20 protein-coding genes are annotated in these 20,662 nt (G+C 72.3%); 9 read left to right on the forward strand and 11 right to left on the reverse strand.

The features are described from left to right. The first annotated feature begins 87 nt into the window (after positions 1-87). The 3 genes from ACWEN0_RS21970 to ACWEN0_RS21980 all read left to right on the forward strand — a co-directional run bounded on the left by ACWEN0_RS21970 (position 88) and on the right by ACWEN0_RS21980 (position 2,915). The gene (locus ACWEN0_RS21970; protein WP_451976316.1) at positions 88-765 is read left to right on the forward strand and encodes a GntR family transcriptional regulator; all 678 of its coding nucleotides are present in this window, start codon (positions 88-90) and stop codon (positions 763-765) included. Between the two features lie 405 nt (positions 766-1,170). Beyond that, complete coding sequence (locus ACWEN0_RS21975) at positions 1,171-1,875, forward strand: 4-carboxy-4-hydroxy-2-oxoadipate aldolase/oxaloacetate decarboxylase (RefSeq protein WP_451976319.1); 705 nt, start codon at positions 1,171-1,173, stop codon at positions 1,873-1,875. Further along, positions 1,872-2,915: a 4-oxalomesaconate tautomerase gene (locus tag ACWEN0_RS21980; protein WP_451976322.1), complete on the forward strand. Its 1,044-nt coding sequence runs from the start codon at positions 1,872-1,874 to the stop codon at positions 2,913-2,915. Before ACWEN0_RS21975 ends, ACWEN0_RS21980 begins: the two co-directional genes overlap by 4 nt. Before the next feature lie 55 nt (positions 2,916-2,970). Here the strand turns inward: ACWEN0_RS21980 and ACWEN0_RS21985 are convergent, their stop codons facing one another. Genes ACWEN0_RS21985 through ACWEN0_RS21995 form a run of 3 tightly spaced genes read right to left on the reverse strand, consistent with a single transcriptional unit; the run spans position 2,971 to position 4,944 of the window. Continuing rightward, on the reverse strand, positions 2,971-4,011 hold the full coding sequence (locus ACWEN0_RS21985; protein ID WP_451976325.1) for an MAB_1171c family putative transporter: 1,041 nt from the start codon (positions 4,009-4,011) through the stop codon (positions 2,971-2,973). Continuing rightward, on the reverse strand, positions 4,004-4,510 hold the full coding sequence (locus ACWEN0_RS21990) for a hypothetical protein (RefSeq protein ID WP_451976328.1): 507 nt from the start codon (positions 4,508-4,510) through the stop codon (positions 4,004-4,006). Before ACWEN0_RS21990 ends, ACWEN0_RS21985 begins: the two co-directional genes overlap by 8 nt. Beyond that, on the reverse strand, positions 4,507-4,944 hold the full coding sequence (locus tag ACWEN0_RS21995; protein ID WP_451976331.1) for a helix-turn-helix domain-containing protein: 438 nt from the start codon (positions 4,942-4,944) through the stop codon (positions 4,507-4,509). Before ACWEN0_RS21995 ends, ACWEN0_RS21990 begins: the two co-directional genes overlap by 4 nt. Before the next feature lie 619 nt (positions 4,945-5,563). On the opposite strand from ACWEN0_RS21995, the gene ACWEN0_RS22000 reads away from it, so the two are divergent. After that, positions 5,564-6,406, forward strand: coding sequence for a carbohydrate-binding protein (locus tag ACWEN0_RS22000; RefSeq protein WP_451976334.1), 843 nt, complete (start codon positions 5,564-5,566; stop codon positions 6,404-6,406). On the opposite strand, the gene ACWEN0_RS22005 is transcribed toward ACWEN0_RS22000, so the two are convergent. Beyond that, the gene (locus ACWEN0_RS22005; protein WP_451976337.1) at positions 6,396-7,358 is read right to left on the reverse strand and encodes a LysR family transcriptional regulator; all 963 of its coding nucleotides are present in this window, start codon (positions 7,356-7,358) and stop codon (positions 6,396-6,398) included. The genes ACWEN0_RS22000 and ACWEN0_RS22005 overlap by 11 nt on opposite strands. 377 nt (positions 7,359-7,735) lie before the next feature. On the opposite strand from ACWEN0_RS22005, the gene ACWEN0_RS22010 reads away from it, so the two are divergent. Beyond that, positions 7,736-8,305, forward strand: a complete 570-nt coding sequence (locus tag ACWEN0_RS22010; protein WP_451976339.1) for a GNAT family N-acetyltransferase — start codon at positions 7,736-7,738, stop codon at positions 8,303-8,305. Between the two features lies 1 nt (position 8,306). Here ACWEN0_RS22010 and ACWEN0_RS22015 read toward each other — a convergent pair whose 3' ends face one another. Both ACWEN0_RS22015 and ACWEN0_RS22020 read right to left on the reverse strand, forming a co-directional pair. Then, positions 8,307-9,983: an MOSC domain-containing protein gene (locus ACWEN0_RS22015; RefSeq protein ID WP_451976342.1), complete on the reverse strand. Its 1,677-nt coding sequence runs from the start codon at positions 9,981-9,983 to the stop codon at positions 8,307-8,309. Positions 9,984-9,994: 11 nt separating this feature from the next. Then, entirely contained in the window at positions 9,995-10,495 is a 501-nt protein-coding gene (locus ACWEN0_RS22020) for a CGNR zinc finger domain-containing protein (RefSeq protein ID WP_451976345.1), read from the reverse strand. A gap of 96 nt (positions 10,496-10,591) precedes the next feature. On the opposite strand from ACWEN0_RS22020, the gene ACWEN0_RS22025 reads away from it, so the two are divergent. Next, the gene (locus ACWEN0_RS22025) at positions 10,592-11,455 is read left to right on the forward strand and encodes a DUF427 domain-containing protein (protein ID WP_451976348.1); all 864 of its coding nucleotides are present in this window, start codon (positions 10,592-10,594) and stop codon (positions 11,453-11,455) included. Here the strand turns inward: ACWEN0_RS22025 and ACWEN0_RS22030 are convergent. Beyond that, positions 11,452-12,924: a glycosyl hydrolase gene (locus tag ACWEN0_RS22030; protein ID WP_451976351.1), complete on the reverse strand. Its 1,473-nt coding sequence runs from the start codon at positions 12,922-12,924 to the stop codon at positions 11,452-11,454. The two genes, ACWEN0_RS22025 and ACWEN0_RS22030, sit on opposite strands and share 4 nt — an antisense overlap. A gap of 127 nt (positions 12,925-13,051) precedes the next feature. Further along, complete coding sequence (locus tag ACWEN0_RS22035) at positions 13,052-13,912, reverse strand: PaaX family transcriptional regulator (RefSeq protein WP_451976354.1); 861 nt, start codon at positions 13,910-13,912, stop codon at positions 13,052-13,054. A gap of 117 nt (positions 13,913-14,029) precedes the next feature. On the opposite strand from ACWEN0_RS22035, the gene ACWEN0_RS22040 reads away from it, so the two are divergent. Together ACWEN0_RS22040 and ACWEN0_RS22045 are read left to right on the forward strand one after the other, a co-directional pair. Further along, positions 14,030-15,331, forward strand: a complete 1,302-nt coding sequence (locus tag ACWEN0_RS22040) for an MFS transporter (RefSeq protein WP_451976357.1) — start codon at positions 14,030-14,032, stop codon at positions 15,329-15,331. Further along, positions 15,328-16,653 carry an alpha/beta hydrolase gene (locus tag ACWEN0_RS22045; protein ID WP_451976360.1) on the forward strand — a complete coding sequence of 442 codons (1,326 nt, stop codon included), beginning with the start codon at positions 15,328-15,330 and terminating at the stop codon, positions 16,651-16,653. The genes ACWEN0_RS22040 and ACWEN0_RS22045 overlap by 4 nt, the downstream gene beginning before the upstream one ends. On the opposite strand, the gene ACWEN0_RS22050 is transcribed toward ACWEN0_RS22045, so the two are convergent. The 3 genes from ACWEN0_RS22050 to ACWEN0_RS22060 form a co-directional block, all read right to left on the reverse strand. Further along, positions 16,565-17,257 carry an alpha/beta hydrolase gene (locus tag ACWEN0_RS22050; protein WP_451976363.1) on the reverse strand — a complete coding sequence of 231 codons (693 nt, stop codon included), beginning with the start codon at positions 17,255-17,257 and terminating at the stop codon, positions 16,565-16,567. The two genes, ACWEN0_RS22045 and ACWEN0_RS22050, sit on opposite strands and share 89 nt — an antisense overlap. Further along, positions 17,254-18,441 (reverse strand): acyl-CoA dehydrogenase family protein, encoded by a 1,188-nt coding sequence (locus ACWEN0_RS22055; RefSeq protein ID WP_451976366.1) that lies wholly within the window; start codon positions 18,439-18,441, stop codon positions 17,254-17,256. The genes ACWEN0_RS22050 and ACWEN0_RS22055 overlap by 4 nt, the downstream gene beginning before the upstream one ends. A gap of 81 nt (positions 18,442-18,522) precedes the next feature. After that, positions 18,523-19,476, reverse strand: a complete 954-nt coding sequence (locus ACWEN0_RS22060) for a VOC family protein (RefSeq protein WP_451976369.1) — start codon at positions 19,474-19,476, stop codon at positions 18,523-18,525. Between the two features lie 138 nt (positions 19,477-19,614). Between ACWEN0_RS22060 and ACWEN0_RS22065 the strand changes: the two genes are divergently transcribed. Continuing rightward, on the forward strand, positions 19,615-20,595 hold the full coding sequence (locus ACWEN0_RS22065) for an AraC-like ligand-binding domain-containing protein (protein ID WP_451976371.1): 981 nt from the start codon (positions 19,615-19,617) through the stop codon (positions 20,593-20,595). Positions 20,596-20,662: the final 67 nt, after the last annotated feature.

Consider the following 20,662-nt stretch of genomic DNA (forward strand, 5'->3'; position numbering starts at 1 on the left):
ATCCTCTCTACAAGCTACGATCGAGTACACGATGTGCTCGACAAAATTGTCAACAAACGGCGTTTTTCCTACCAACGGAGTCGGGGTATGACCGAAAGTGCTGCGGACCGGCAGCCGGGGGAGCGTTCGGTGGTGGCGGCCATCCGGGACGCCATCGTCCGCGGCGAGTTCGTGCCCAACCAGCGGCTGGTGGAGGCGGACCTGTCGGCCCAGTTCGCCGCGAGCCGCGCGACCGTGCGGGCCGCGCTGATCGAGCTGACCAACGAAGGCCTGGTCGAGCGGGTCCAAAACCGCGGCGCGCGGGTGCGCGCGGTGTCGCTGGAGGAGGCCGTCGAGATCTCCGAGGTCCGCATGATGCTGGAGTCGCTGTGCGCGGCGAAGGCGGCGGAGCGCGTCTCCGACGCCGAGGTCGGCGAGCTGAAGGAGCTCGGTGAGCTGATGCAGCAGGCGGTCGCCGGCGGGGACGTCGTCGGGTACTCGGGCCTCAACCAGCGGCTGCACCGCCGCGTCCGCGAGATCAGCGGCCAGCAGACGGCGGCGCAGGTCCTGGAGCGGCTGCGGGGCCAGAGCGTGCGGCACCAGTTCCGCCTCGCGATGCGACCGGGGCGCCCGCAGGTCTCGCTCCCGGAGCACCTGGCGATCATCGACGCGATCTGCGCGAACGACCCCGATCGAGCCGCCGAGGCCGCGCGGGTGCACCTGGCGAGCGTGATCGAAGCCCTCAAGGCGGCCGACGCCGCGGAGGTCTCGCACCTGCGCCCTTGACGCGGAGTGGAATGGCTGACGCCGCCGAGGGGCCGCGCCTGGGTGCGGTGGCATGGCTCGTGCCGTGGAGGAGCCGCGCGTGGCTGGCTGGGCGGCCTGGCTCGTGCCGCGGAGGAGCCGCGCGTGGCTGGCTGGGTGGCATGGCCGATGCTGCGGAGGGTTCGCGCCTGACTGGGGTGGCGTGGCTCGTGCCGTGGAGCAATCGCGCGTGGCTGGCTGGCGTGGCCGACGCCGCGGAGGGTTTGCGCCCGGCTGGGGCGGCGTACCCGACGCTGCGCAGGGTTAGCGCGTGGCTGGGGTGGCGTGGCTGACACTGCGGAATGCTCGCCTCCTCGCACTCACTGTCGCAGGCTTGCGCACCAAAATTGTTGACAATTTCGTCGACCGAACCGTACCGTATCCCGTATGAAGCCCGTCATCGTCACTGATCCGCCGCGTGCCGAGCTCGAGCAGGTGACTCGGCTGGCCGACTACGGCGTTGCCACCGTTCACGAAGCTCTCGGGCGCTCCGGGCTGCTCGGGCCGGACCTGCGGCCGATCCAGGACGGGGTGCGGATCGGCGGCACCGCCGTCACCGTGCTCTGCTGGCCCGGGGACAACCTCATGATCCACGCGGCCGTCGAGCAGTGCCGGGAAGGCGATGTCCTCGTCGTCACCACCACTTCGCCCTGCCGGGACGGGCTTTTCGGCGAGCTCTTCGCCACCGCCCTGAAGTACCGTGGTGTCCGGGGGCTCGTCATCGACACCGGCGTCCGGGACGTCGCCGACCTGCGGGCTCTCGGTTTTCCCGTGTGGTCCGCCGCCGTCAGTGCGCAGGGCACCGTCAAGGCGACCGCCGGCGCCGTCAACGTGCCCGTCGTCATCGGGGGGCAGCTGATCCGGCCCGGCGACGCCGTTCTCGCCGACGACGACGGCGTCATGCGGGTGCGCCGTGAAGATGTCCGAATCGGACTCGAGGCCTCGAAGGCCCGGCTCGAAAAGGAAGCCGCCGCAAGGGAAGCGTTCGCGCAGGGTCAGCTCGGCCTGGATCGGTACGGGCTCCGCGAAAAACTCGAAGCGCTCGGCGTCCGGTACCTGACCGCCGAGGAGTACGAAAAGGAGCAGGCATGACCGGCGTGCGCTGCATGCTCATGCGCGGGGGGACGTCGAAGGGCGCCTACTTCCTCGCCGGCGACCTCCCCGGAGACCCGGCCGCGCGCGACGATCTGCTGATGCGGATCATGGGCACCCCGGACCCGCGCCAGCTCGACGGCCTCGGCGGGGCGCAGCCCGTCACCAGCAAGGTCGCCGTCGTGTCCAAAGCGGACGATCCCGGCCACGACGTCGACTACCTCTTCCTGCAGCTCGGCGTCGAGGAGGCGACCGTCTCCGACCGTCAGACCTGCGGCAACCTCCTGGCCGGCGTCGGGCAGTTCGCCGTCGAACGCGGGCTCGTGCCCGCCGGGCCGGAGCGCACCACCGTGCGCGTTCGGCTGCTCAACACCGGCACCGTCGCCGTCTCGACCTTCGCCACCCCCGGCGGCGAGGTCGACTACAGCGGGGACACGGCCATCTCGGGCGTGCCCGGCACCGCCGCCCCCGTCGAGCTCGACTTTACCGAGACCGAAGGGTCCGTGTGCGGCAGCCTGCTGCCCACCGGCAACGTCCGCGACGACGTCGGCGGGATCGCCGTGTCCTGTGTGGACAACGGCATGCCGGTGGTCGTGGCGCGCGCGGAAGACCTCGGCATCACCGGGTACGAGCCGGTCGAAGAGCTGGCCGGTTCCGCGCTCGCCGAGCGGATCGACGCGCTGCGCGTCGAGGCCGGGAAGCTGATGGGCCTCGGCGACGTGCGCGGCTCGTCGATCCCGAAGACCACGCTCGTCGCGGCGCCTCGCGACGGCGGCGCGATCTGCACCCGGACGTTCATCCCCGTCAAGCCGCACCCGTCGATCGGCGTCCTCGGCGGCGTCAGCGTCGTCACGGCCTTGCTGCTCGACGGCGCCGTCGGGCACGAGCTGCTCGAAGCCGGCGGCGGGCCCGTCCAGATCGAGCACCCGAGCGGCAAGCTCGCCGTGGCGATCGAGTTCGACGGGGCCCGCGTCCGCCGGTCGACCGTGATCCGCACCGCCCGGAAGCTGTTCGACGGCACCGTCTTTCCCCGTCCCTGAGCCGCCTGCCCACAGCTCCGGCTCGACAGCGTGCCTGGACCGAGGTCGAGCGGGCTCAGCGCAGGGCCGGCGCGGTCCTGGTGAGTTCGCGGTAGGCGTCGGCGACGCGGCAGAGGTACTCGGTGTCGCTGCCGAGGTCCTGTCCACCGTGGACGGTCGTGTCGGGCGAAAGCGGTTGCTGCCCTTGCGCTTTGGCGTGCAGTGCGGCGGCGATCTCGGCGGCCTCCTGCGCCTCGCCGGAGCCGGAGCCGCTGCGGTAGGGGCGGATGGCGAGCAGGCCGTCGCGGATCTCGATGACGCGTCGGTAGAGCTGCAGCCGGGTGGGGAACACGGTGGTGCGCGGCGGTTCCAGCGCGATTCCGGGCTCGGCGCGGTAGAGGGCGAGCCAGAGCGGGCCGAGGCGGCGGTACTGCCGGTAGCGCCGCAGCCACCCGGCCGCGGCGGGCACGCCGACGCCGACGAGCACGAGCAGGTGCGCGCTCGTCGGCAACGCCTTGCTCAGCAGGAAACCCCGGCCGGAGTCGAAGCCGAACGGCAGCCGGGCGGTCATCGCGACGACGGTCCGGCACACCATGTAGGCGGCCGCGGCGACGACTCCGGCGACGACCAGGCCGAGCCCGGCGCGCAGGATGCGGTCCGGGGCCGTGCGGGCGTCCTGCAGGCACAGCTGCCCGATCACGGCGAACTCGGGCAGCAGGGCGACGGCGTAGGCGATGCAGTACTCCATGACCAGCGGAGACTGCGGCATCATGTCGGGCGCCAGGACGAACAGCGCGGTCATCGTGGCGGCCGCCGCGACGGTCCACGCCGTGTGCCGTCGGGCTCGCTTTTCGCTTCCGTGCAGGCGAAGCAGGACCTGAGCACCGGCCCAGACCGCGACGACCATGGCGAGGTGGGCGACGAGGAGTTCGACGTTGGTCGCACCGGCCGCCCGGGTGAAGCCGCGGACGGCCGGGGTCAGCGCGGTTTGCGAGACGGCGAGGCCCAGGACGCAGCACCGCACGAGCCGACGACCGGGGGCCGGGCCGGGGCGGAGGGCGATGAGGAGGGCCCACGCCAGGACGGCCGGGCCGTAGCGGCGGATCAGGTCACCCATGGTCGCCGCCGTCGCCCAGGGCTGATCGCAGGCGGTCCGTGACCGAGTCGCCTTTCGGGGTCAGGCCTGCTCGCTGGCCCAACAGTGATGCGAAGAACTCCGCCTCGCGCTCCTCCACGCTCGAGTACCCCGCGCGGCCCAGTACGCGGCGGACCATTTCCGGGGACAGGCTCGGCAGCAGCAGGCGCATCTGCTCCGCCGGCGTGAGCGATACCGGGTAGTGGTCGCACAGCAGGTGGCCGATCTCGTGCAGCACGATGTGGTCCTGGTGGGGCGCGCTCGTGTGCTGCTCGTACGCGATCAGGTCCGTGGTGTCCGTGGCGATCCACAGCCCGCACACCTCCGACAGCCCCGGCAGCGGCAGCAGGCGGATCGGGCGGCCGCGGCGCTCGCCCAGGGCCGCGCACAGCGCCGGGACGTCGAACGTGGCCGGCAGGTGCAGGTCGCGCAGAGCCGCGGCGAAGCGGTGCCGCAGCTGCCGTCGCCCGCGGAAGCTCATCGGTCCGCTTCACCCGCCGGTTCGGGGAGACCTTCGAGCTCGCGGACGCGGTCGACCATGTCGCTGATCGCTTCCAGGCTCTTCGCCGACAATCCGCGCGCGCGAAGGGCGATCTGGCGGACCGGCGCGTCGCGCAACGCGCTGAGCAGCGTGAGCTCGGCGTCGATGCGCTCGGCTTCGGCGTCGTCGAAGAAGTACGCCGGTGGGACGCCGAAGAAGCCCGCGAGTGCTTCCAGATGCCGCTTCGTCGGGTTGTCGCGGAGGCCTTTGCGCAGCTGCCAGAGGTAGGTCGCGGAGATGGTCGGCCCGCCCTGGGCGCGGATCGACTCGGCGACCTCGTCGAAGGTGTACTCGTCGCCGTCGGCGGGCCGCACGACGCCGAACAGGTGGTTCAGCTTCGCGGAGAGCGTCCCCGCGGCGATCTCCTCCGGCATGACCGGAGTCTAGCTGCGATGAGGCCGGTCCGCGGCCGCCGGTTCACGTCAGTTGACCGATTCGGTCACCTCAGTTTACGATCGCGGCCGAGTTCATCAACTGATGTGAATGGGCGAGGGGGCGGTTCACATTCCGAGGAAGAAGTCCGGCTCGACGAAGGTTCCGGTGCGACTGGCCGTGGTGGGGGTCACCGGACTGCTCTACGCCCACTGCATCGGAGGCGCCGGCTGCCCTGCGGGGCAGCGCCATTGAACTGACCACGACTCCGTCGCGCTCGTCGCGGCGACGGCGCCCCGCTGCGCGACGGTGCCCCTCGTTCAGCTCACGCGTATAACGGTCTATACCACGGTGCTGAGCGGATCCGGCCCGCCGGTGCCGGTGGCGTTGACGCGCATCGTCCCGGTCAGGCGGCTGGGACCGGCGGACGCCGGGTGCGGCGGCACCGACCGCTAGCCGCAACGGCGGCATAACACCGCCGCGCGGCGGATCGCATACCCGCGGCGACCGGCCCAGACCGGTCCAGCCCCGCCGAAAGTCGGTGCCGCGCAACGGAAAGCTCGGCCTAGCATCCGGGGCCCGCGGGCGGCTCCCGTCCGCTCAGGACGAGGAGATGCGCCGATGCGGAAACTGCTTGCCGTTCTCTGTTGCGCCTTCGTGACGACGATCGCGGTCGCCGCGCCGGCGTCCGCGACGGGCACCGTGCCCGGCCTGACCGGCGCCGCCGCGAAGGCGGCCGCCGGGCCGATGGCCGACCGGTTCCTCCAGCAGCGCCAAGCGAATGCGGCGGCGCAGCGGCACACGTTCTGGGGACCCGAACCCCAGCTCGCCACGAGCGCGGACGGGCTGGTCGTCACCCAGAGCGTCACGCCGAACCTGCGGCTCTCCAACCGCGACGACGTCGTCTACGCGCCCACGATGAAGCCCACCGGTCATTCGTGCGTCGAGGTCGTGACCGCCTACGGGCTGGGCGAGGCGGCGCAGGTCTGGGCCTGGGACTGGTGCCGTTCGGTGTCACCGGCCAAGGTCGTGCCGATCGACAGCGCTTTCCTGGCCACCTACACCAGCACGGTCGGCGGGCACCCGGCCTACACCGTGCAGGAGGTCAAGACGGCCGGCACCAGCTGGACGGCTTCGCTGTACAACGTCAAGACCGGCGCGTGGGACACGCTGTTCACGCAGAGCGGCAGCGACCAGAGCTCGCTGAACGAAGGCTGGGACATCTTCGAGCTGTACTCGACGCGCAACCCCGCGACGGGCAACGCCTACTACTGCTCCGACGCGCGTGGCGCGGTGTTCGAGTCCAGCTCGATGAAGCTGCGCGTCGCCGGGCACTGGGTCGACGCCTCGCCGACGAACTCGCCGTTGCGCCCGACCGCGAACCCGCGGCCCGCCGACTACGACTGCCCGACGCTGCGGTTCGAGGTCCCGTCGCCGAACTCGCACTGGCGGGTCACCGTGTGAGCAGCTCGCGGCCGCGTTCGCGCCACCAGTCGTCGAACGCGGCACTGCAGCCCTCCCGGCTCGCGTAACTCGCGACGACGGCGGCGTGGATTTCCTCGGCGTGCGCCGCCACCGGCGTGCCGGGCCGGTAGCAGAGCCGCAGCTCCTGCCAGAGGGGCGCGCCTTCGAGCGCGCGCACGGCGATGCTCGCGGGCCGGTCCTCGCGGGTCGCCAGGGCCGGCGCGACCGCCATCCCCGCGCGCACCAGGTCCAGCAGCGTCGCCAGGCACTGCGGCCGGTGCGGCTGGTCGAGCGCGACGCCGTGGCGGCGGCAAACCCGCTGCAGGTAGGCCGACCAGCGCGTGGTGCCCGGCGGGTCGTCGGCCCACGGGTGCTCGCCGAGGCCGGCGAACGGGACTGATTTCCCCGCTGCCAGCGGGTGGTCGGGAGCCAGGATCACGAACACCGGCTCCCGCGGGTGCACCACGAGGCTCGCGATGCCGTCCGGGACCACGGGGCCCGGCAACGGCGGGAGGTAGACCAGCGCCAGGTCGAGCTCGCCCGTGGCGAGCCGGGCGAGGGTGGCGGTCTCGTCCTGGTCTTCGTGCACGCTCACGCCGTGGCTCCACGGCCGGTCGCGCAGCCACCGCGACAGCGCGAGGTGCAGGAAGCCGCAGTACCCGCCGACGCGCAGCGGCCCGGTGGGCTCGCGCCGTTCGGCGATGCGCTCGGTCAGCGCGGACACGCCGGCCAGCACGGTCCGCGCCTCGGCGACGACGTCCGCGCCGAGCCGCGTGGGCTCGCACCCGGTGGGGGAGCGGACGAACAGTGTCCCGCCGACGGTGCGCTCGACGCGGCGCAGGAGCCCGGACAACGCGGGCTGCGAAACGTGCAGCACGCGGGCCGCGCGCGTCAGGCTGCGCGTGTCCGCGACGGCCACGAGTGCGCGCAGGTGGCGCAGTTCCAGCTCCACGACCCCTCCGCCCGGTCCGGTCCCGGTCAGCCGGTTCCAGGGTAGGCCGGGTGATCGCCGGGGACATCCGACCGGAGTCGGGCGACGACGGCGAATCCGGCGCCCGCGACGGCGAGCCCGGTCCGCACCCGGTTCACCGCGTTCCAGGTCGTGAGTGCCGTGGCGACCTCGGCGGCCGGGAACCCGGGAGCGAGCATCGCCGAGTTGGCCGGGACGAAGTAGAGCAGCAGCGCGAAGGTCCCGGCGAGGCACGTGATGGTCGCGAAGCCCAGCAGGGAGCAGGGAAATCGGCCGGGTCTCGTGTTCTCTTCGACGGGTCGCGGGCCGGGTTGACCTGGGTCGACAAATCGCCTGGGTGGGCGCCCGAGAGTGAGCCCATGGTCTCGGTCCGCCCTGCTTCGCGCTTCGAAGACGTCGCCGCGCTGCTCAACCCCAGCGGGAACGAGCGCGCGTGCTGGTGCCTCGCCTACCGGATCACCTCGGCCGAATACAGCGCGTTGCGCGGCGAAGCGCGGGCCGACCGGGTTCGGGGGCTCTGTGCGGAGCAGCCGGCGCCGGGCGTGCTGGCCTACGACGGGGACACGCCGGTCGGCTGGTGCGGGGTGTCGCCGCGGTCGCGGATGGAGCGACTGAAGCGCTCTCGCACGATGCCGCCGCTCGACGACCTGCCCGTGTGGAGCGTGGTGTGCTTCGTGGTGAAGGCGTCGCACCGCCGCCGCGGGGTGTCGGCGGCCTTGCTGGCCGGGGCCGTCGAGTACGCGCGGTCGTGCGGCGCGCCCGCCGTGGAGGGCTTCCCGGTCGACACCGAGGGCGAGCGGATCAGCTCCAGCGCGGCGCACGTCGGGACGACGACGTTGTTCGAAGCCGCCGGGTTCGCGCGGATCCGGCCGACCGGGGCGCGGGCCGATCGGCGGGTGCGCTGGCTGATGCGCTTGGACCTCGGCTGAGTCAGAGATCCAGGACGACGTCCTCCCCGGGGCGGGCGCAGCACACCAGTGCCTCGCCCGCCGCCGGGGGCTCGAGGGGGTCGGAGGTGTACTCCACCCGGCCCGAAAGCACCGGGGTCACGCACGTGTGGCAGACGCCGGTCCGGCACGACCAGCGCGTCGGCACGTCGCACGCCTCGGCGAACTCCAGGAGGCTGGGGTAGCGCTCGCTCCACGGCACGGTGAGGCCGCTGCGGGCGAACGTGACCGCCGGTCCCGTCCCCTCCGCGCCGTCCGGGGCGTGCGGTGGCTTGCGGACGACGTCGGTGAGCCCGGGGTTGATCGCGGACACCCCGCCGAACAGTTCACTGTGGACGCGCGCCGGGTCGAAGCCCAGGGAAACCAGGGCTTCGCGCATCGCGGTCAGGAACGCGTCCGGGCCGCAGAGGTACGCGTCCCCGTCGGCCGGAAGGTCCAAAGTGGACAACGTGGCGAGCGTCAGGCGGCCGGTTTCCGCGGTGTAGCCGACGTGTTCGCGGCCGTGCGGCAGGCCGGCCACCAGCTCGTGCGCCTCGGCCGCAAACGCTTGCTCCTCGGCGTTGCGGACGGTGTGCACCCATCGGACGTCCCGCGGTGACCGGTTCGCGGCGAGCGCGTGCAGCATCGCCAGCACCGGCGTGATGCCGATGCCCGCGGACAGCAGCACCACCGGGCGGTCGCCGTCGGCCAGGACGAAGTCGCCGCGCGGGGCCGCGGCGTCGACGACCGCGCCCGTGGTCAGCCGCGTGGTGAGGTAGCTGCTGACGACGCCGTCGCGCTTGACGCTGATGCGGTACTCGTGCTCGGACGGCGCCGCCGACAGCGAATAGCTCCGGACAGGAGCGGGGTCATCGGCGCCGGGGACGCGCAGGGTCAGGTACTGCCCGGGCTCGGGCCGGGGGAGCGGCGCGCCGTCGTCGGCGGCCAGGTGGATCGACGTCACGGCCGGGCTTTCGGGCACCGTCCGGACGACGCGCAGCGGCCGGAAGCCGCGCCACCCGGTCGGTGCGGCGGCGGGCCGCGAGGCGAGGAGGTCGCGGAACGACGACTGCCAGCCGGGGCTGAGCGCGGGGATGTCGACGGCCTTGCGGAGCGCGGCCTGGTCGCGGTCCGGCAGGTAGAGGAGCGCGTCGATGTCCGCGACGCTCATTTCGTGCCGGCCGCGGCGGGTGCGGACGATCTCGTCGCCCGCCCGGACGTGGCCTTCGGTGATGACGCGCAGGTAGAAGCCCGGCCGGTGGTGCGCGACGAGCAGGGACGGCATCCGCGGCTCGCCCAGGCGCATCCCGACGCGGAAGCACGTGACGCGCGGCTGGGTGACCTCGAACTCAGCGTCGCCGATGCGGTACCGGTCGCCGATGTGCACCTCGTCGTCGGGCAGGCCGTCGACGGTGAAGTTCTCGCCGAACTGGCCGTTCTCGAGGTCGTCGCGGCCGAGGAAGTCCCGCCAGTGCTCGTAGGACCGGCGCTGGTAGACGAGCACCGCGCGGTTCTCGCCGCCGTGCCCGCCCAGGTCGCCCTGGCCGTCGCCGTCGACATTGAGCCGGCGGACCAGCCGCCTGCCGTCGACGGGGTACTTGAAGATTCCGGTGTGGACGGTCCGGCCCTGCCAGGCCACGTCCTTCGGCAGTCCGACGTTGAGCGACACCAAACGCGCCATGGTCGTCCCCTTCACTCCGCCGTGGTGCGAGAACGCTGGTAGTGCCGCCGGGCCTTCATGCGGTTGCCGCAGACCGCCATCGAGCACCAGCGGGCGCTGTTCGGCTTGCTGTGGTCGATGAGGAACAGCCGGCACTCCGGGTTGGCGCACGGGCGCAGCCGGCCGGGGCTCGACTTGGCGAGCGCGTCCCAGGCGAGCACGGCCCGCGCGGCGGCGGAGCGGCCCGGCGGGACGTCGAGGACCCACTCGACGCCGTCTTCGCCGAAGGACGCCCGGTAGCTCACGGCGTCGACGAACCGGGCGGCCGACGCGGGCACGTCGTCGCCCCGCACGATCCCCTGCAGCACGGCCCGCGCCTCGAGCAGTGCGCGGTGCTCGTCCTCGGTGGCCGGCTGGCCGTGGGCGGCCAGCCACGCGCGGCCGGCCCGCTCGTCGGCCAGGTCGTCCACCGGGGTGCCGTCGCGCACCGGCGTCGTGTTCAGCAGGTCCAGCAGCAGTGTCTCGTCGGTCATCGTGAACCTAACCTCCCAACTCCTCCTTGACAGGTTATAGCACGGGTGCTTCCATGTCTAACCATCAAACAAAGTCATAAGGGTTAGGAGAGTGGCATGGGACTGGCCTGGCAGCAAGGACCCCTGGCCACGCGGGCGGTGGGGCACTTCCTGGCCGAGCAGCCGCTGCCCGAGCGGCTCCTGTTCGCCGAGCCGCTGCGACGGCGGATGCGCGTGCGGTTCGGCGGCGAGTGGGTGGCCGACAGCGAGGACGTCGTCCTCCTGCACGAGCCCGGGCGCTACCCGGTGGCGTACTTCCCGCTCGCCGACGTCCGCGAAGGCGTGCTCGACGCCGAGGGCCGCACGACGACCCACCGCGACCTGGGGCCCGCCGAATGGTTCACCGTCCGGGCGGGGGGCCGGCAGGCGCCGCGCGCGGCCTGGCGCTACCCCGGCCTCCCCGGCCACGCGGAGGTCCTGCGCGACCGCGTCGCCTTCGCCTGGCGGGCGATGGACGCGTTCTACGAGGAGGACGAGCGGATCGTCGGGCACGCCGCCGACCCGTACCACCGCATCGACATCCGGCAGACCTCACGTCACCTCGTGGTGCGCGAGGGTGACCGCGTCGTCGCCGAGACCCGGCGCCCGGTCGTGCTCTACGAGTCCGGCTTCGCGCCCCGCTGGTACGTGCCGCGCGAAGACGTCGACATGACGGCGCTGGCGCCGGCGGAGGGCGAGACTTTCTGCCCGTACAAGGGACTTGCCGGCTACTTCGACATCGGCGCGGGCAAGCGCGCCGCCTGGTCGTACCCCGAAGCGTGGCCCGAGGTCGGGCGGGTGTCCGGGTTCGTGTCGTTCGAGCCGGACGTCGTCGACGTGACCCTCGACGGGCGGAAGCTGGCTCTCGAGCCGGGCCAGACCGTCACCCCGCACGGCATCGACCGGGGGCTGGACCCCGACGAGCTGCTGCTGCCGGGCTAGTGGAACGTGACGGTGAAGCCGCGGCAGGAGCCGCACTGGTACATCGTCTGGTTGCCGGGCTCGGTGTCCTGTTTGGACCACGCGTAGGCCTTGGGGCAGTGGGACTTGATCGTGTCGCTGTAGTCGGTCGGCGCGTCGCGGTCGGGGTTGACGCAGTTGACCGGCGCGCCGTCCGGGCCGTGGACGACATAGGCGGCGGGGCAGGCGGGCAGCAGGTCCTCGGGGCAGCCGGCGGTGCCGCACGACGTCGAGCCCGGCGGGACGCTCGCGTCGACGGGTTCGATGGTGATCGGCACTGAGAAGGCGTTGACGTAGCTGACGTCGTACCAGGGGGCCAGGCTGTCGCCGGTGTCGAAGTTGAACTCGGCGAGGCTGGCGGGCTGTTCGCCGGTGGTGCAGTGGTCGGCGAAGGCGCCGCAGTCGCCGACGGCGCAGTGGAAGTCCTGGCCGGACGTCCCGGTGCAGCCCTGCCTGCCGAAGAACTTCCCGCGCCAGTGGCCGGGATCGGCCGACTCGGGGATCGTGACCGTCGCGGACTGCCCGTCCTCGAGGGCCGGGAGGCTGGGGAAGTCGGCCGAGCCGTCGGCGTTCACCGAACTGCCGAGCCACAGCTTCTGCCCGGACCGGTTCACGAAGGTGACGGTGTGGTCGGCCGCGGCCTTGGCCGTGAGAGCCGCTCCGCGGTAGGCGACGCCGCTCGCGTTCGGCGTCGCACCGGTGTAGAGCCCGGTCGGTGCCGTCGACGTCGACAGCGAGAACCAGGCGTACCGCTCGACGAACGAAAGTCCTTCGAGCATCGCGGTGGACTTCGTGACGAAGTCGGTCTGCTGGGCCGAAGACGGGTAACGCGGTGTCGAGCCGGAGAAGTCGGTGAGCGCGTATTCGGTCAGCCAGATCGGGAGGTGGTAGCGGTCGTGCACCTTCTGCAGGTAGGACTGCAGCTGCCCGGTGGCCGCGCTCGAGAAGTCCCCGCCGTACCAGTGCAGCGGGATGAAGTCGACCCGGTAGCCGCGCGCGGCGGCACCGCTCAGGAACCGGTCGAGCCACCCGCCGGCGACGTCCGCGCCATAGGCGACGGCCGGGGCGCCGAGCCGCATCCCGGTGTCCTGCAACTGGGGCCACAGAGCGAGCGCGGTCTCGACGGACATGTTCGCCTGGCCGGCCATGTCGGGTTCGTTGAAGCCGAGCAGGGTGCTGCCCGACGCTTTCGCGCGGCCGAGCTGGTCCTGGTTGACGGAACCCCGGCCCCAGATCATGGGCACGAACTCCGCCCCGTTGGCGGGGGAGATGCCCTGTGGATCGGCCGCCCAGTCGTAGAACCACCGAGCCCCGACATCGCCGAGTGCGGTCCCGGCCTCGGGATAGGGATTGACGCTGACGCCTTTCTTGCCCCCGGCGCCGGCGGCGGGCGCGGCCAGACCTCCGAGCGCGAGCAGGACCACGGCCACGACGGCGAGCACCTTCTTCACGAGCAGCTCCTCTGCGACTCGGAGAATCCCAGGTTGTGAATAACGCACCGTCGAGCCCGGCGGCAAGATCCCGTCGTGCGTCAGGGTAGGAAGAGGAACCGGCCTTGCCCGATCACCGGGGACCGGTTCAGTGCGCTTCTTCGGCCTGCTTGTCGGTGATCGTGTCGAGGATGTCCGCGGCGATCGCCCGGGCGGCCGGCTTCAGTTCCGTGCTGAGGGCGTAGAACAGCTCCTGCGCCGGTTCGGCGGGCCAGGCGGCGGGCAGGTGCTCGCGGGGGAGGCGGGGGTCGGTGCGGATGGTCCGCAGCCAGTCGGACTCGAGGAGCAGGTCGCGGGCGAGGCTGTCCGGCGCCTGGCTTTCGGGGTCCTGCCAGCGGGCCAGGAACGCGCGGTAGTGCCCGGCCAGCTGGTCGATGTCCCAGGCTTCCCGGACGATCCCGGCGACTTCGGTGGGCGGGAGCGCGCGGGCCTGGAAGACCCGGACGTGCCCGTCGGCGCCGAGGCCGTCGAGCAGGGGGACCGTGTCGACCTGGCCCGGGGCGATCCACAGCCCGCCCTGCAGGCTGCCGAAACCCGCCCACAGCAACCGGGAGCGCAGGGCGTGGCGCTGGCGCTGCCACGACTCCGGCATCGAAAACCCGAGCAGCGTCCACGTGCCGTCCCAGTGCCGCTCGACCGCTCCGGCTCGCCAGATGCGCCGCTCGCCGTCGTGCAGGATCGCCCGTGACCGGTCGGTGAGACCGACGTAGACGTGGCGGCCGCGGCGCACCCGGTGCAGCAGGTCGCGGCGGGCCATGCGGCTCAGCGTCGAACGGGTGGCGTGCTCGGAGACGCCGACGCGCTCGAGCACGTCGAGCACGCTGGCGGTCGCGACGTGGATCCCGCGGTCGAGGATGTGGCCGCCTAGGAACGTGAGCAGCAGCGTCTGGGGGCGCGGGGTATCGGCGCTGATGCCTTCGGCGGCGGCCGGCACGGCCAGATCGGTCACTCCGCGAGCATAAGCCTGATCCATATTGGGCAGACTGTTGACGGCAGTCATCAATGTGCTTAACGTTCGTCGCGGCGTGGCGCGGGTCACGCGCAGTCGGCGACGAGGCAGGGCGCGATGGCAGACAACCTCCGACCGCGGGCGCAGCTGCGCCGCGCGGTGCTGTCCAGCTACTTCGGCAGCGTGATCGAGTACTACGACTTCCTGCTCTACGCCACCGCTTCGGCAGTGGTGTTCAACAAGGTCTTCTTCTCGAACCTGGACCCGGTGGCCGGCACGGTCGCCAGTCTGGGCACGTTCACCACCGGCTACCTGGCCCGCCCGATCGGCGGGATCGTCTTCGGGCACTTCGGTGACCTGCTGGGCCGCAAACGGATGCTCGTGATCACGATGTCGATGATGGGCATCGCGAGCACGCTGATCGGCGTTCTGCCCACTTACGCGCAGATCGGCGTCTGGGCCCCGGTCCTGCTCGTCGTGCTGCGCGTGCTGCAGGGCGTCGCCGTCGGCGGCGAGTGGGGCGGCGCGGTGCTGATGTCGGCCGAGCACGCGACCAGCCGTCGCGGGCTGTGGGCGAGCTTCACCAACGCCGGGGCGCCCAGCGGGATGGTGGTCTCCACGCTGCTGCTGACACTGATGGGCGCGGTGACCACCGACGCGCAGTTCCTCGCGTGGGGCTGGCGGGTGCCGTTCCTGCTCAGCGTCGTGCTCCTGGCGATCGGCCTGTTCATCCGGCTGAAGGTCGACGAGACGCCGGTGTTCGCGGCCTCCCGCGAGCGCTCCGGCACGCCGTTGCTGGAGGTCCTGCGCCGCCACCCCAAGAACCTGCTGCTGGCGATCGGCGTCGGCTTCGGGGCCTTCGTCGCGCAGGGCACCCTCACGACGTACGTCCTTTCGTACGCCGTGCACGCGGGCTTCTCGCGCCAGACCGTGCTCAACGCGATCACGGTGTCCTCGGTCGGCGCGGTGATCGGCATCATCGGCTACTCGGCGCTGTCCGACCGCGTCGGGCGCAGGCCCGTCGTCATCGCCGGGGCGATCGCCACCGGCGTGGTCGCGTTCCTCCTGTTCCCCATGATCGACAGCGGCTCGCCCGTGCTGCTGACGCTCGCGGTCGTGCTGGGCCAGTCGGTCGCCCACCCGGCGATGTACGGGCCACTGGCCGCGCTGTGCACCGAGTTGTTCCGCACCCGCACGCGCTACACGGGCGCGTCGCTCGGCTACCAGATCGCCGGGCTGGGCGCGGGGGTCGCTCCCGTCGTGTTCGCGGCGATCGCCGGCGCCGGCACGGGGGTGATCTCCGCGGTGATCGCGGCCTGCTGCCTCGTCACCGTGCTGTGCGTGCTCGCCCTGCGCGAGAGCAACCAGGTCGACCTGGCGGATCCGTCCGTGACCCGGGCCGTGGGAGCGGACCGGTGAAGCGCCTGATCCCGGTGGCGGTCGCGACGCTCTTGGCGGCGGGCCTCGCCTCTCCCGCGGAAGCCGCCGACGCGGGACACCACAGCGGACAGCTGCCCGACGGCGCGACCTGGGTCGCGGACGTCCCGGCGGCGTGGAACGGCACGATCATCCTCTACAGTCACGGTTTCGGCCCGCTCGTCGCGCAGGACGCGCCGGACGGGGCCACGGCGGCGGCCCTCCTCTCCGAGGGCTACGCGCTCGTCGGCTCGTCCTACTCGGGGCCGTCCTGGTGGGCGCTGGAGTCCGCGGCCGGGGACCAGTTCGCGGCGCTGGGCGAACTCGAGGCCCGGATCGGAACGGCGAAACGCACCATCGCGTGGGGGACGTCGATGGGCGGGCTCGTGAGCGCGCGGGAAGCCGAGGACCGCCACGACCGCATCGACGGCGCGCTCACGACCTGCGGGCTGGTCGCGGGTGCGCTGAACCTCGACGACTACCAGCTCCACGGCGAATACGCGCTCTCGCACCTGCTCGCGCCCGGGCAGCCGGTCAAGCTGGTCCGCTACGGCAGCCAGGACGAAGCCGCCGCGGCGGCCGCGACCTTGGCGAAGGTGACGAGCGACGCCCAGGCCACGCCGGCCGGCCGGGCGCGGATCGCTCTCGCCGCCGCGCTGATGAACGTGTCCACCTGGTACACCGGCGCCGCACCACCGGCACCCCGGGACTACGAAACCCAGGAGGCACAACAGGAACAGACGCTCACGGGGTTCGTGCTCGGCTTCGTCATGACGGGCCGGCACCAGGTCGAGCTGGCCGCGGGCGGGAACAGCGCGGCCACCCGCGGCACCGACTACCGGGCCCTGCTCGCCCGCAGCAGTCACCTCCCGCAGGTCCGGGACCTCTACCGGCACGCGGGGCTGAACCTCGACGCCGACCTGGCGAAGCTGACCCGGGACGCGGACATCACGGCCGATCCGGGTGCGGTGGCCACGCTCGCCCGGACGTCCGTGCCGACCGGGCGCCTGCGGGTGCCCGAGCTGAACGTCCACACCATCGCCGACCAGCTCGTGCCCGTGGAGCAGGAAAACTGGTACGCGCGGCGCGTGGGCGACGGGCACCTGCTGCGGCAGGCGTTCGTCGAGGGCACCGGGCACTGCGCCTTCCAGGCCTCGGAGACGATCGCCGCGCTGCACGCCCTCGAGGCCCGTATCTCGACCGGCCGCTGGGGCGACGTCGCCGAACCCGAACGGCTCAACGCGGCCGCCGGGACCGGGCGCTACCTGCGGTACGCCCCTGGGCACCTGGTGGGCTCGGATCCCGGCCCGACGCCACCGCGGTGAGGAGGGCGGCCGCCGCCGCGCAGGCCTCGTCGGTGATGACGTGTTCGGTGCCCGGGGCGATGCGCAGGTCCACCTTCGCCCCGGCCCGGCGCAGCAGTACGGCGGTCTCCTCGACCCGGTGCCGGGGCACCCACGGGTCGTCGGAGATGCTTCTCAGGACGGCCGGAACTCCGTGCAGGACCGGGGTGTCCGGCACGGGCGGGGCTGCCGTGCCCGCGTAGCCCCCGGTGAACAGCACCAGCCCGGCGACCGGGCGCGGCGCCGTGAGCATCAGGTGCGCCAGCAGGCAGGCGCCCTGCGAGAACCCCCACAGCACCACCCGTTCGCGGCCGAAACCGGCCTCGGCCAACCGGTCCAGGCACGCTGCCACGGTCCGCAGCGACCGGCCGAGGGCGGGTTGGTTGCGTTCGACCGGTTCCAGGAACGAGAGCGGGTACCACGTGGTGCCCGGGGCTTGCGGTGCGAAGAACCGCACCGGCACCGCGCCGAGCCGCTCGGCGGTCGTCCGCATGAACGCCGGGTCCTGGCCGCGGCCGTGCACGGCGAGCACCGCCAGCCCGGCCTCGTCCGCCGGGAGGCCCCATTCGACGAGCGCGGGAGTCACCGGACGGCCGCGTGCTCGTCGAGGTCGAGGAACACCCAGCGCGCACCGGGCGCGAGGCCGCTGAGCAGCTTGCCGCAGTTCTGCAGCACGAGCGGGCCGGAGGTGACGTGCTGGGTGCCGGCGTGCAGGTCGCGGAAGAACCGCTGCAGGGTCCCGTGCCGCAGGGCCGCCGTCCCCGCCCACTTGTAGACGGTCTGGCCCACCGCGTGCACCGACCACGTGGTGTTGTTCAGCATCAGGCGGGTCAGCGTCTCCTGCTCGGTGTCCATCGGGTCGCCGCGGTCCAGGGTGGCTTCGCAGTCCGCCCAGACCTCCGCCGCCCAGGCGCGTGCCGCGCGCAGTTTCGCTTCGGCCTGGGCGTACTGCGCGGAGAACTGCTGGGTGTCGACTGTCGCGTTCGGACGGCCGGTCTTCTCGGCGGCCAGCGCCTTCAGCTCGTCGAGCAGCCGGCGGCCGACGCCGAGGGCCCAGCCCGTGTGGCAGATCCCGGCCAGGTTGGCCAGTCCCATGCGGTAGAGCGCGCCGCCGTGCCGGGTTTCCGTGGTGGCGATGCCGTACACGTGGCTCTCCGGCACGAACAGGTCCTCGCACACGTAGTCGTGGCTGCTGGTCGCGCGCAGGCCCATGACGTCCCAGTTGTCGATCAGCCGCGCCTGGTCCTTGGGCAGCGTGAAGACCAGCGCCTCGCCCGTCTCCGCGCAGAACGCGGCGGTGTGGATGTGGGTCGCCATCGAAATCCCGGACGCGAAGTGCCAGTGCCCGCTGATGCGGTAGCCGCCCTCGACCCGGACGGCCGTGCCGAGCTTGGTGCCCTGCCCGGCGATGAGCGCGTGCCCGCCGGCGCCGGCGTCGGGGTAGAGGTCCGCGGCGGCCTCCGGTCCCAGGTAGGCGGCCGTGGTGCCGGTGACCATCTGCAGGGCCATGACGGCCCAGCCCACCGAAGCGTCCGCATAGGACAGTTTGGCGATCGTGGCGATGACCTGGCGAGGGGAGAACTCGTAGCCGCCGAGCTCGCGGGGGATGCCGACCCTGAACACGCCGGTCCCGTGCAGGGCCTCGGCGGCTTCGTCGGGGACGCGGCCGAGGGCCTCGCCCTCCTCGGCGGTGGCCTCGATGACGGGCGTGATCGCGTCGAGCCGCGCCATGAGCGCGTCGAACTCGGCGCTGACGTGCAGCTGGTTCATGCGGTCCCTCCCCGGGCGGCCCGGATCCGGCCGGTGATCTCGTGCCCGCCGGCGACGTGCCGTGCGGCCATCGCGGCCGGCTCAGATGTCGATCGGTTCCAGCCGGCCCAGGATCTCCTCGCGGCGGTGCTCGAACTGCTCGGGCAGCTGGAAGCGCTTGCCGAGCTCGTGCGGGGACTCGTCGCAGGTCCAGCCGCCGTCGGCGTGGGTCACCGCGAGCTCGAACAGCGCGCCGCTCGGGGTGCGCACGTAGACGCTCTTGAAGTACTTGCGGTCCTTCAGCTCCGAGATGTCGGTGTAGCCGCGTCCTTCGATCTCGAACTTCACCGCGTCCTGGTTCTCCAGGGTGGCCACGTTCCACGCGAAGTGGTGGTAGGTCCCGGCGCCGTAGGACCAGGTGCCCTGGTCGTCGGTGCGGTTGACGGTGATCTCGAGGTGGTTGCCGTGCTTGGCGTCGCCGATCCGCAGCCCGAGGACGTCGCCCTCCTCGGCGAGGCCGTCCTGGGCGAAGAAGGACTCGCCGGCGAACTCGACCATCCGGTCGGGGGTGGCCATGTGCACGCCCACGCCGTGGATGCCGTGGATCGCGTGCTCCTGCGGCACGCCGTGGCCGGGGTGGCCGACGCGCTCGTCGCCGTCGTTGCCGACGAAGAAGTACTCGATGCCCGACGGGTGCCGGAACGCGAGCCGGCGCCGGCCGAACCGCTCGACGTCGGCGACCTCGACGCCGTGCTCGCTCAGCCGGCCGTGCCAGAAGTCCAGCGAGTGGCCGGGAACCGACAGCAGGACCTCCCGCGCCTGGTTCGTGCCGCGCTTGCCGAAGAACCCGGCCTGCGCCCAGGGAAAGGTCGTCACGACGCTCGAGGGGTCGCCCGCGGCGTTGGAGTAGTACAGGTGGTAGATCGGCAGCGAGCCGTCGAACAGGACCGTGCGCTTGATGAAGCGCATCCCGAGGATCTTGACGTGGAAGTCGACGTCTTCCTGCGCGTCCGCCACGGAAAGCGTCACGTGGTGCGAACCTTGCACAAAGGTCATGGTGGCTCCTCCACACTGAGATGTCCGCCGGGCCCGACTCTAGGAATACCGCGCCTCCGCGGGTGGCGCGAGCGCGCACGACGGTGTCGAACCAGCGCGCGGTTGGTACCGTGGGCCGGACCGACCGTGGAGCCGACGATGACGTCATTCACCGCACTGACGGAGCAGTTCGACGGCGTGGCACCGCGCCCGATCGCGTTCACGTCCTGGGCCGACGCCGTCCGGCGCAGCGTGCTGAGCTTCGAATTCGACTGCGACCGGCCGGAGGAGTTCACCGGCCGGGTCCGGGACCGGCGCCTGCACGGGGTCAGCTTCGTCGACATGGCCTCCGGCCGGCACGCCGCCTACCGCGACCACCGGACGATCCGGCCCGCCGACGCCGGGTTCTACGTGCTCACCCTGCAGCTGGCCGGCGAGATCCGCATCGCGCAGGACGGCCGCGTCGCCCGTCTCGAGCCGGGCCTGTTCGCGCTCTACGACTCGGGCAAGCCGGCCGCGCTGACCGTCGGCGACGGCTACCGCTCCACCTGCATCCGCTTTCCCAAGACCGCGATCTCACCCCGGCAGGAGGACCCGCTGGCCGAGATCACGGCGAGGCCGTTCGCGTGCGCGCCGGGCCTCACCGACACGGTGTGGAGCGCGGTGCTCAGCCTCAACCGCAACCTCGAATCCCTCGGCGTGCACGGGCCCACCGCCGTCCGGTCCCTGATGACGCTGGTCGGCACGATGCTGCGCGCCGAGCTGGGCCACCACGTCCCGGCCCGGCCCCCGCACGAGGAGCTGCTCGACCGGATCCTCGACCACATCGACGCCCACCTGACCGACGCGGCCCTCGGCCCCGGCCCGATCGCCGCCGCCCACTTCCTCTCGCCGCGCGCCTTGCACGCGTTGTTCGAGCGGACGGGCAGCACGGTGTCCCGCCACATCCGCGAGCGGCGCCTCGAGCGGTGCCGGTCCGACCTGGCCGACCCCGTGCTGAGGCACGTCCCGGCGGCGGCGATCGGGGCTCGGTGGGGGTTTTCCAGTGCGTCCCACTTCGGGCATGTTTTCAAGCAGGAGACGGGTTTGACGCCGGCGGAGTACCGACGGCAGACGGTGGGCACCGGACTCGTCACCTAGTCGGCGAGCGAGGTGACGCGCGTCATCTGGACTCTTCGTCCAGGCGCTATACAGTCTGTCTGGTGAG

Source organism: Amycolatopsis sp. NPDC004378 (assembly GCF_053602455.1).

What these genes read in the sequence shown, in the direction of transcription:
- ACWEN0_RS22025 (WP_451976348.1), top strand. Translation starts at nt 10,592, where the DNA reads ATGGGACTGGCCTGGCAGCAAGGACCCCTGGCCACGCGGGCGGTGGGG.
- ACWEN0_RS21980 (WP_451976322.1), top strand. Translation starts at nt 1,872, where the DNA reads ATGACCGGCGTGCGCTGCATGCTCATGCGCGGGGGGACGTCGAAGGGC.
- ACWEN0_RS22020 (WP_451976345.1), bottom strand. Translation starts at nt 10,495, where the DNA reads ATGACCGACGAGACACTGCTGCTGGACCTGCTGAACACGACGCCGGTG.
- ACWEN0_RS22055 (WP_451976366.1), bottom strand. Translation starts at nt 18,441, where the DNA reads ATGAACCAGCTGCACGTCAGCGCCGAGTTCGACGCGCTCATGGCGCGG.
- ACWEN0_RS21985 (WP_451976325.1), bottom strand. Translation starts at nt 4,011, where the DNA reads ATGGGTGACCTGATCCGCCGCTACGGCCCGGCCGTCCTGGCGTGGGCC.
- ACWEN0_RS22015 (WP_451976342.1), bottom strand. Translation starts at nt 9,983, where the DNA reads ATGGCGCGTTTGGTGTCGCTCAACGTCGGACTGCCGAAGGACGTGGCC.
- ACWEN0_RS21990 (WP_451976328.1), bottom strand. Translation starts at nt 4,510, where the DNA reads ATGAGCTTCCGCGGGCGACGGCAGCTGCGGCACCGCTTCGCCGCGGCT.
- ACWEN0_RS21995 (WP_451976331.1), bottom strand. Translation starts at nt 4,944, where the DNA reads ATGCCGGAGGAGATCGCCGCGGGGACGCTCTCCGCGAAGCTGAACCAC.
- ACWEN0_RS22000 (WP_451976334.1), top strand. Translation starts at nt 5,564, where the DNA reads ATGCGGAAACTGCTTGCCGTTCTCTGTTGCGCCTTCGTGACGACGATC.
- ACWEN0_RS21975 (WP_451976319.1), top strand. Translation starts at nt 1,171, where the DNA reads ATGAAGCCCGTCATCGTCACTGATCCGCCGCGTGCCGAGCTCGAGCAG.
- ACWEN0_RS22040 (WP_451976357.1), top strand. Translation starts at nt 14,030, where the DNA reads ATGGCAGACAACCTCCGACCGCGGGCGCAGCTGCGCCGCGCGGTGCTG.
- ACWEN0_RS22060 (WP_451976369.1), bottom strand. Translation starts at nt 19,476, where the DNA reads ATGACCTTTGTGCAAGGTTCGCACCACGTGACGCTTTCCGTGGCGGAC.
- ACWEN0_RS22065 (WP_451976371.1), top strand. Translation starts at nt 19,615, where the DNA reads ATGACGTCATTCACCGCACTGACGGAGCAGTTCGACGGCGTGGCACCG.
- ACWEN0_RS22010 (WP_451976339.1), top strand. Translation starts at nt 7,736, where the DNA reads ATGGTCTCGGTCCGCCCTGCTTCGCGCTTCGAAGACGTCGCCGCGCTG.
- ACWEN0_RS21970 (WP_451976316.1), top strand. Translation starts at nt 88, where the DNA reads ATGACCGAAAGTGCTGCGGACCGGCAGCCGGGGGAGCGTTCGGTGGTG.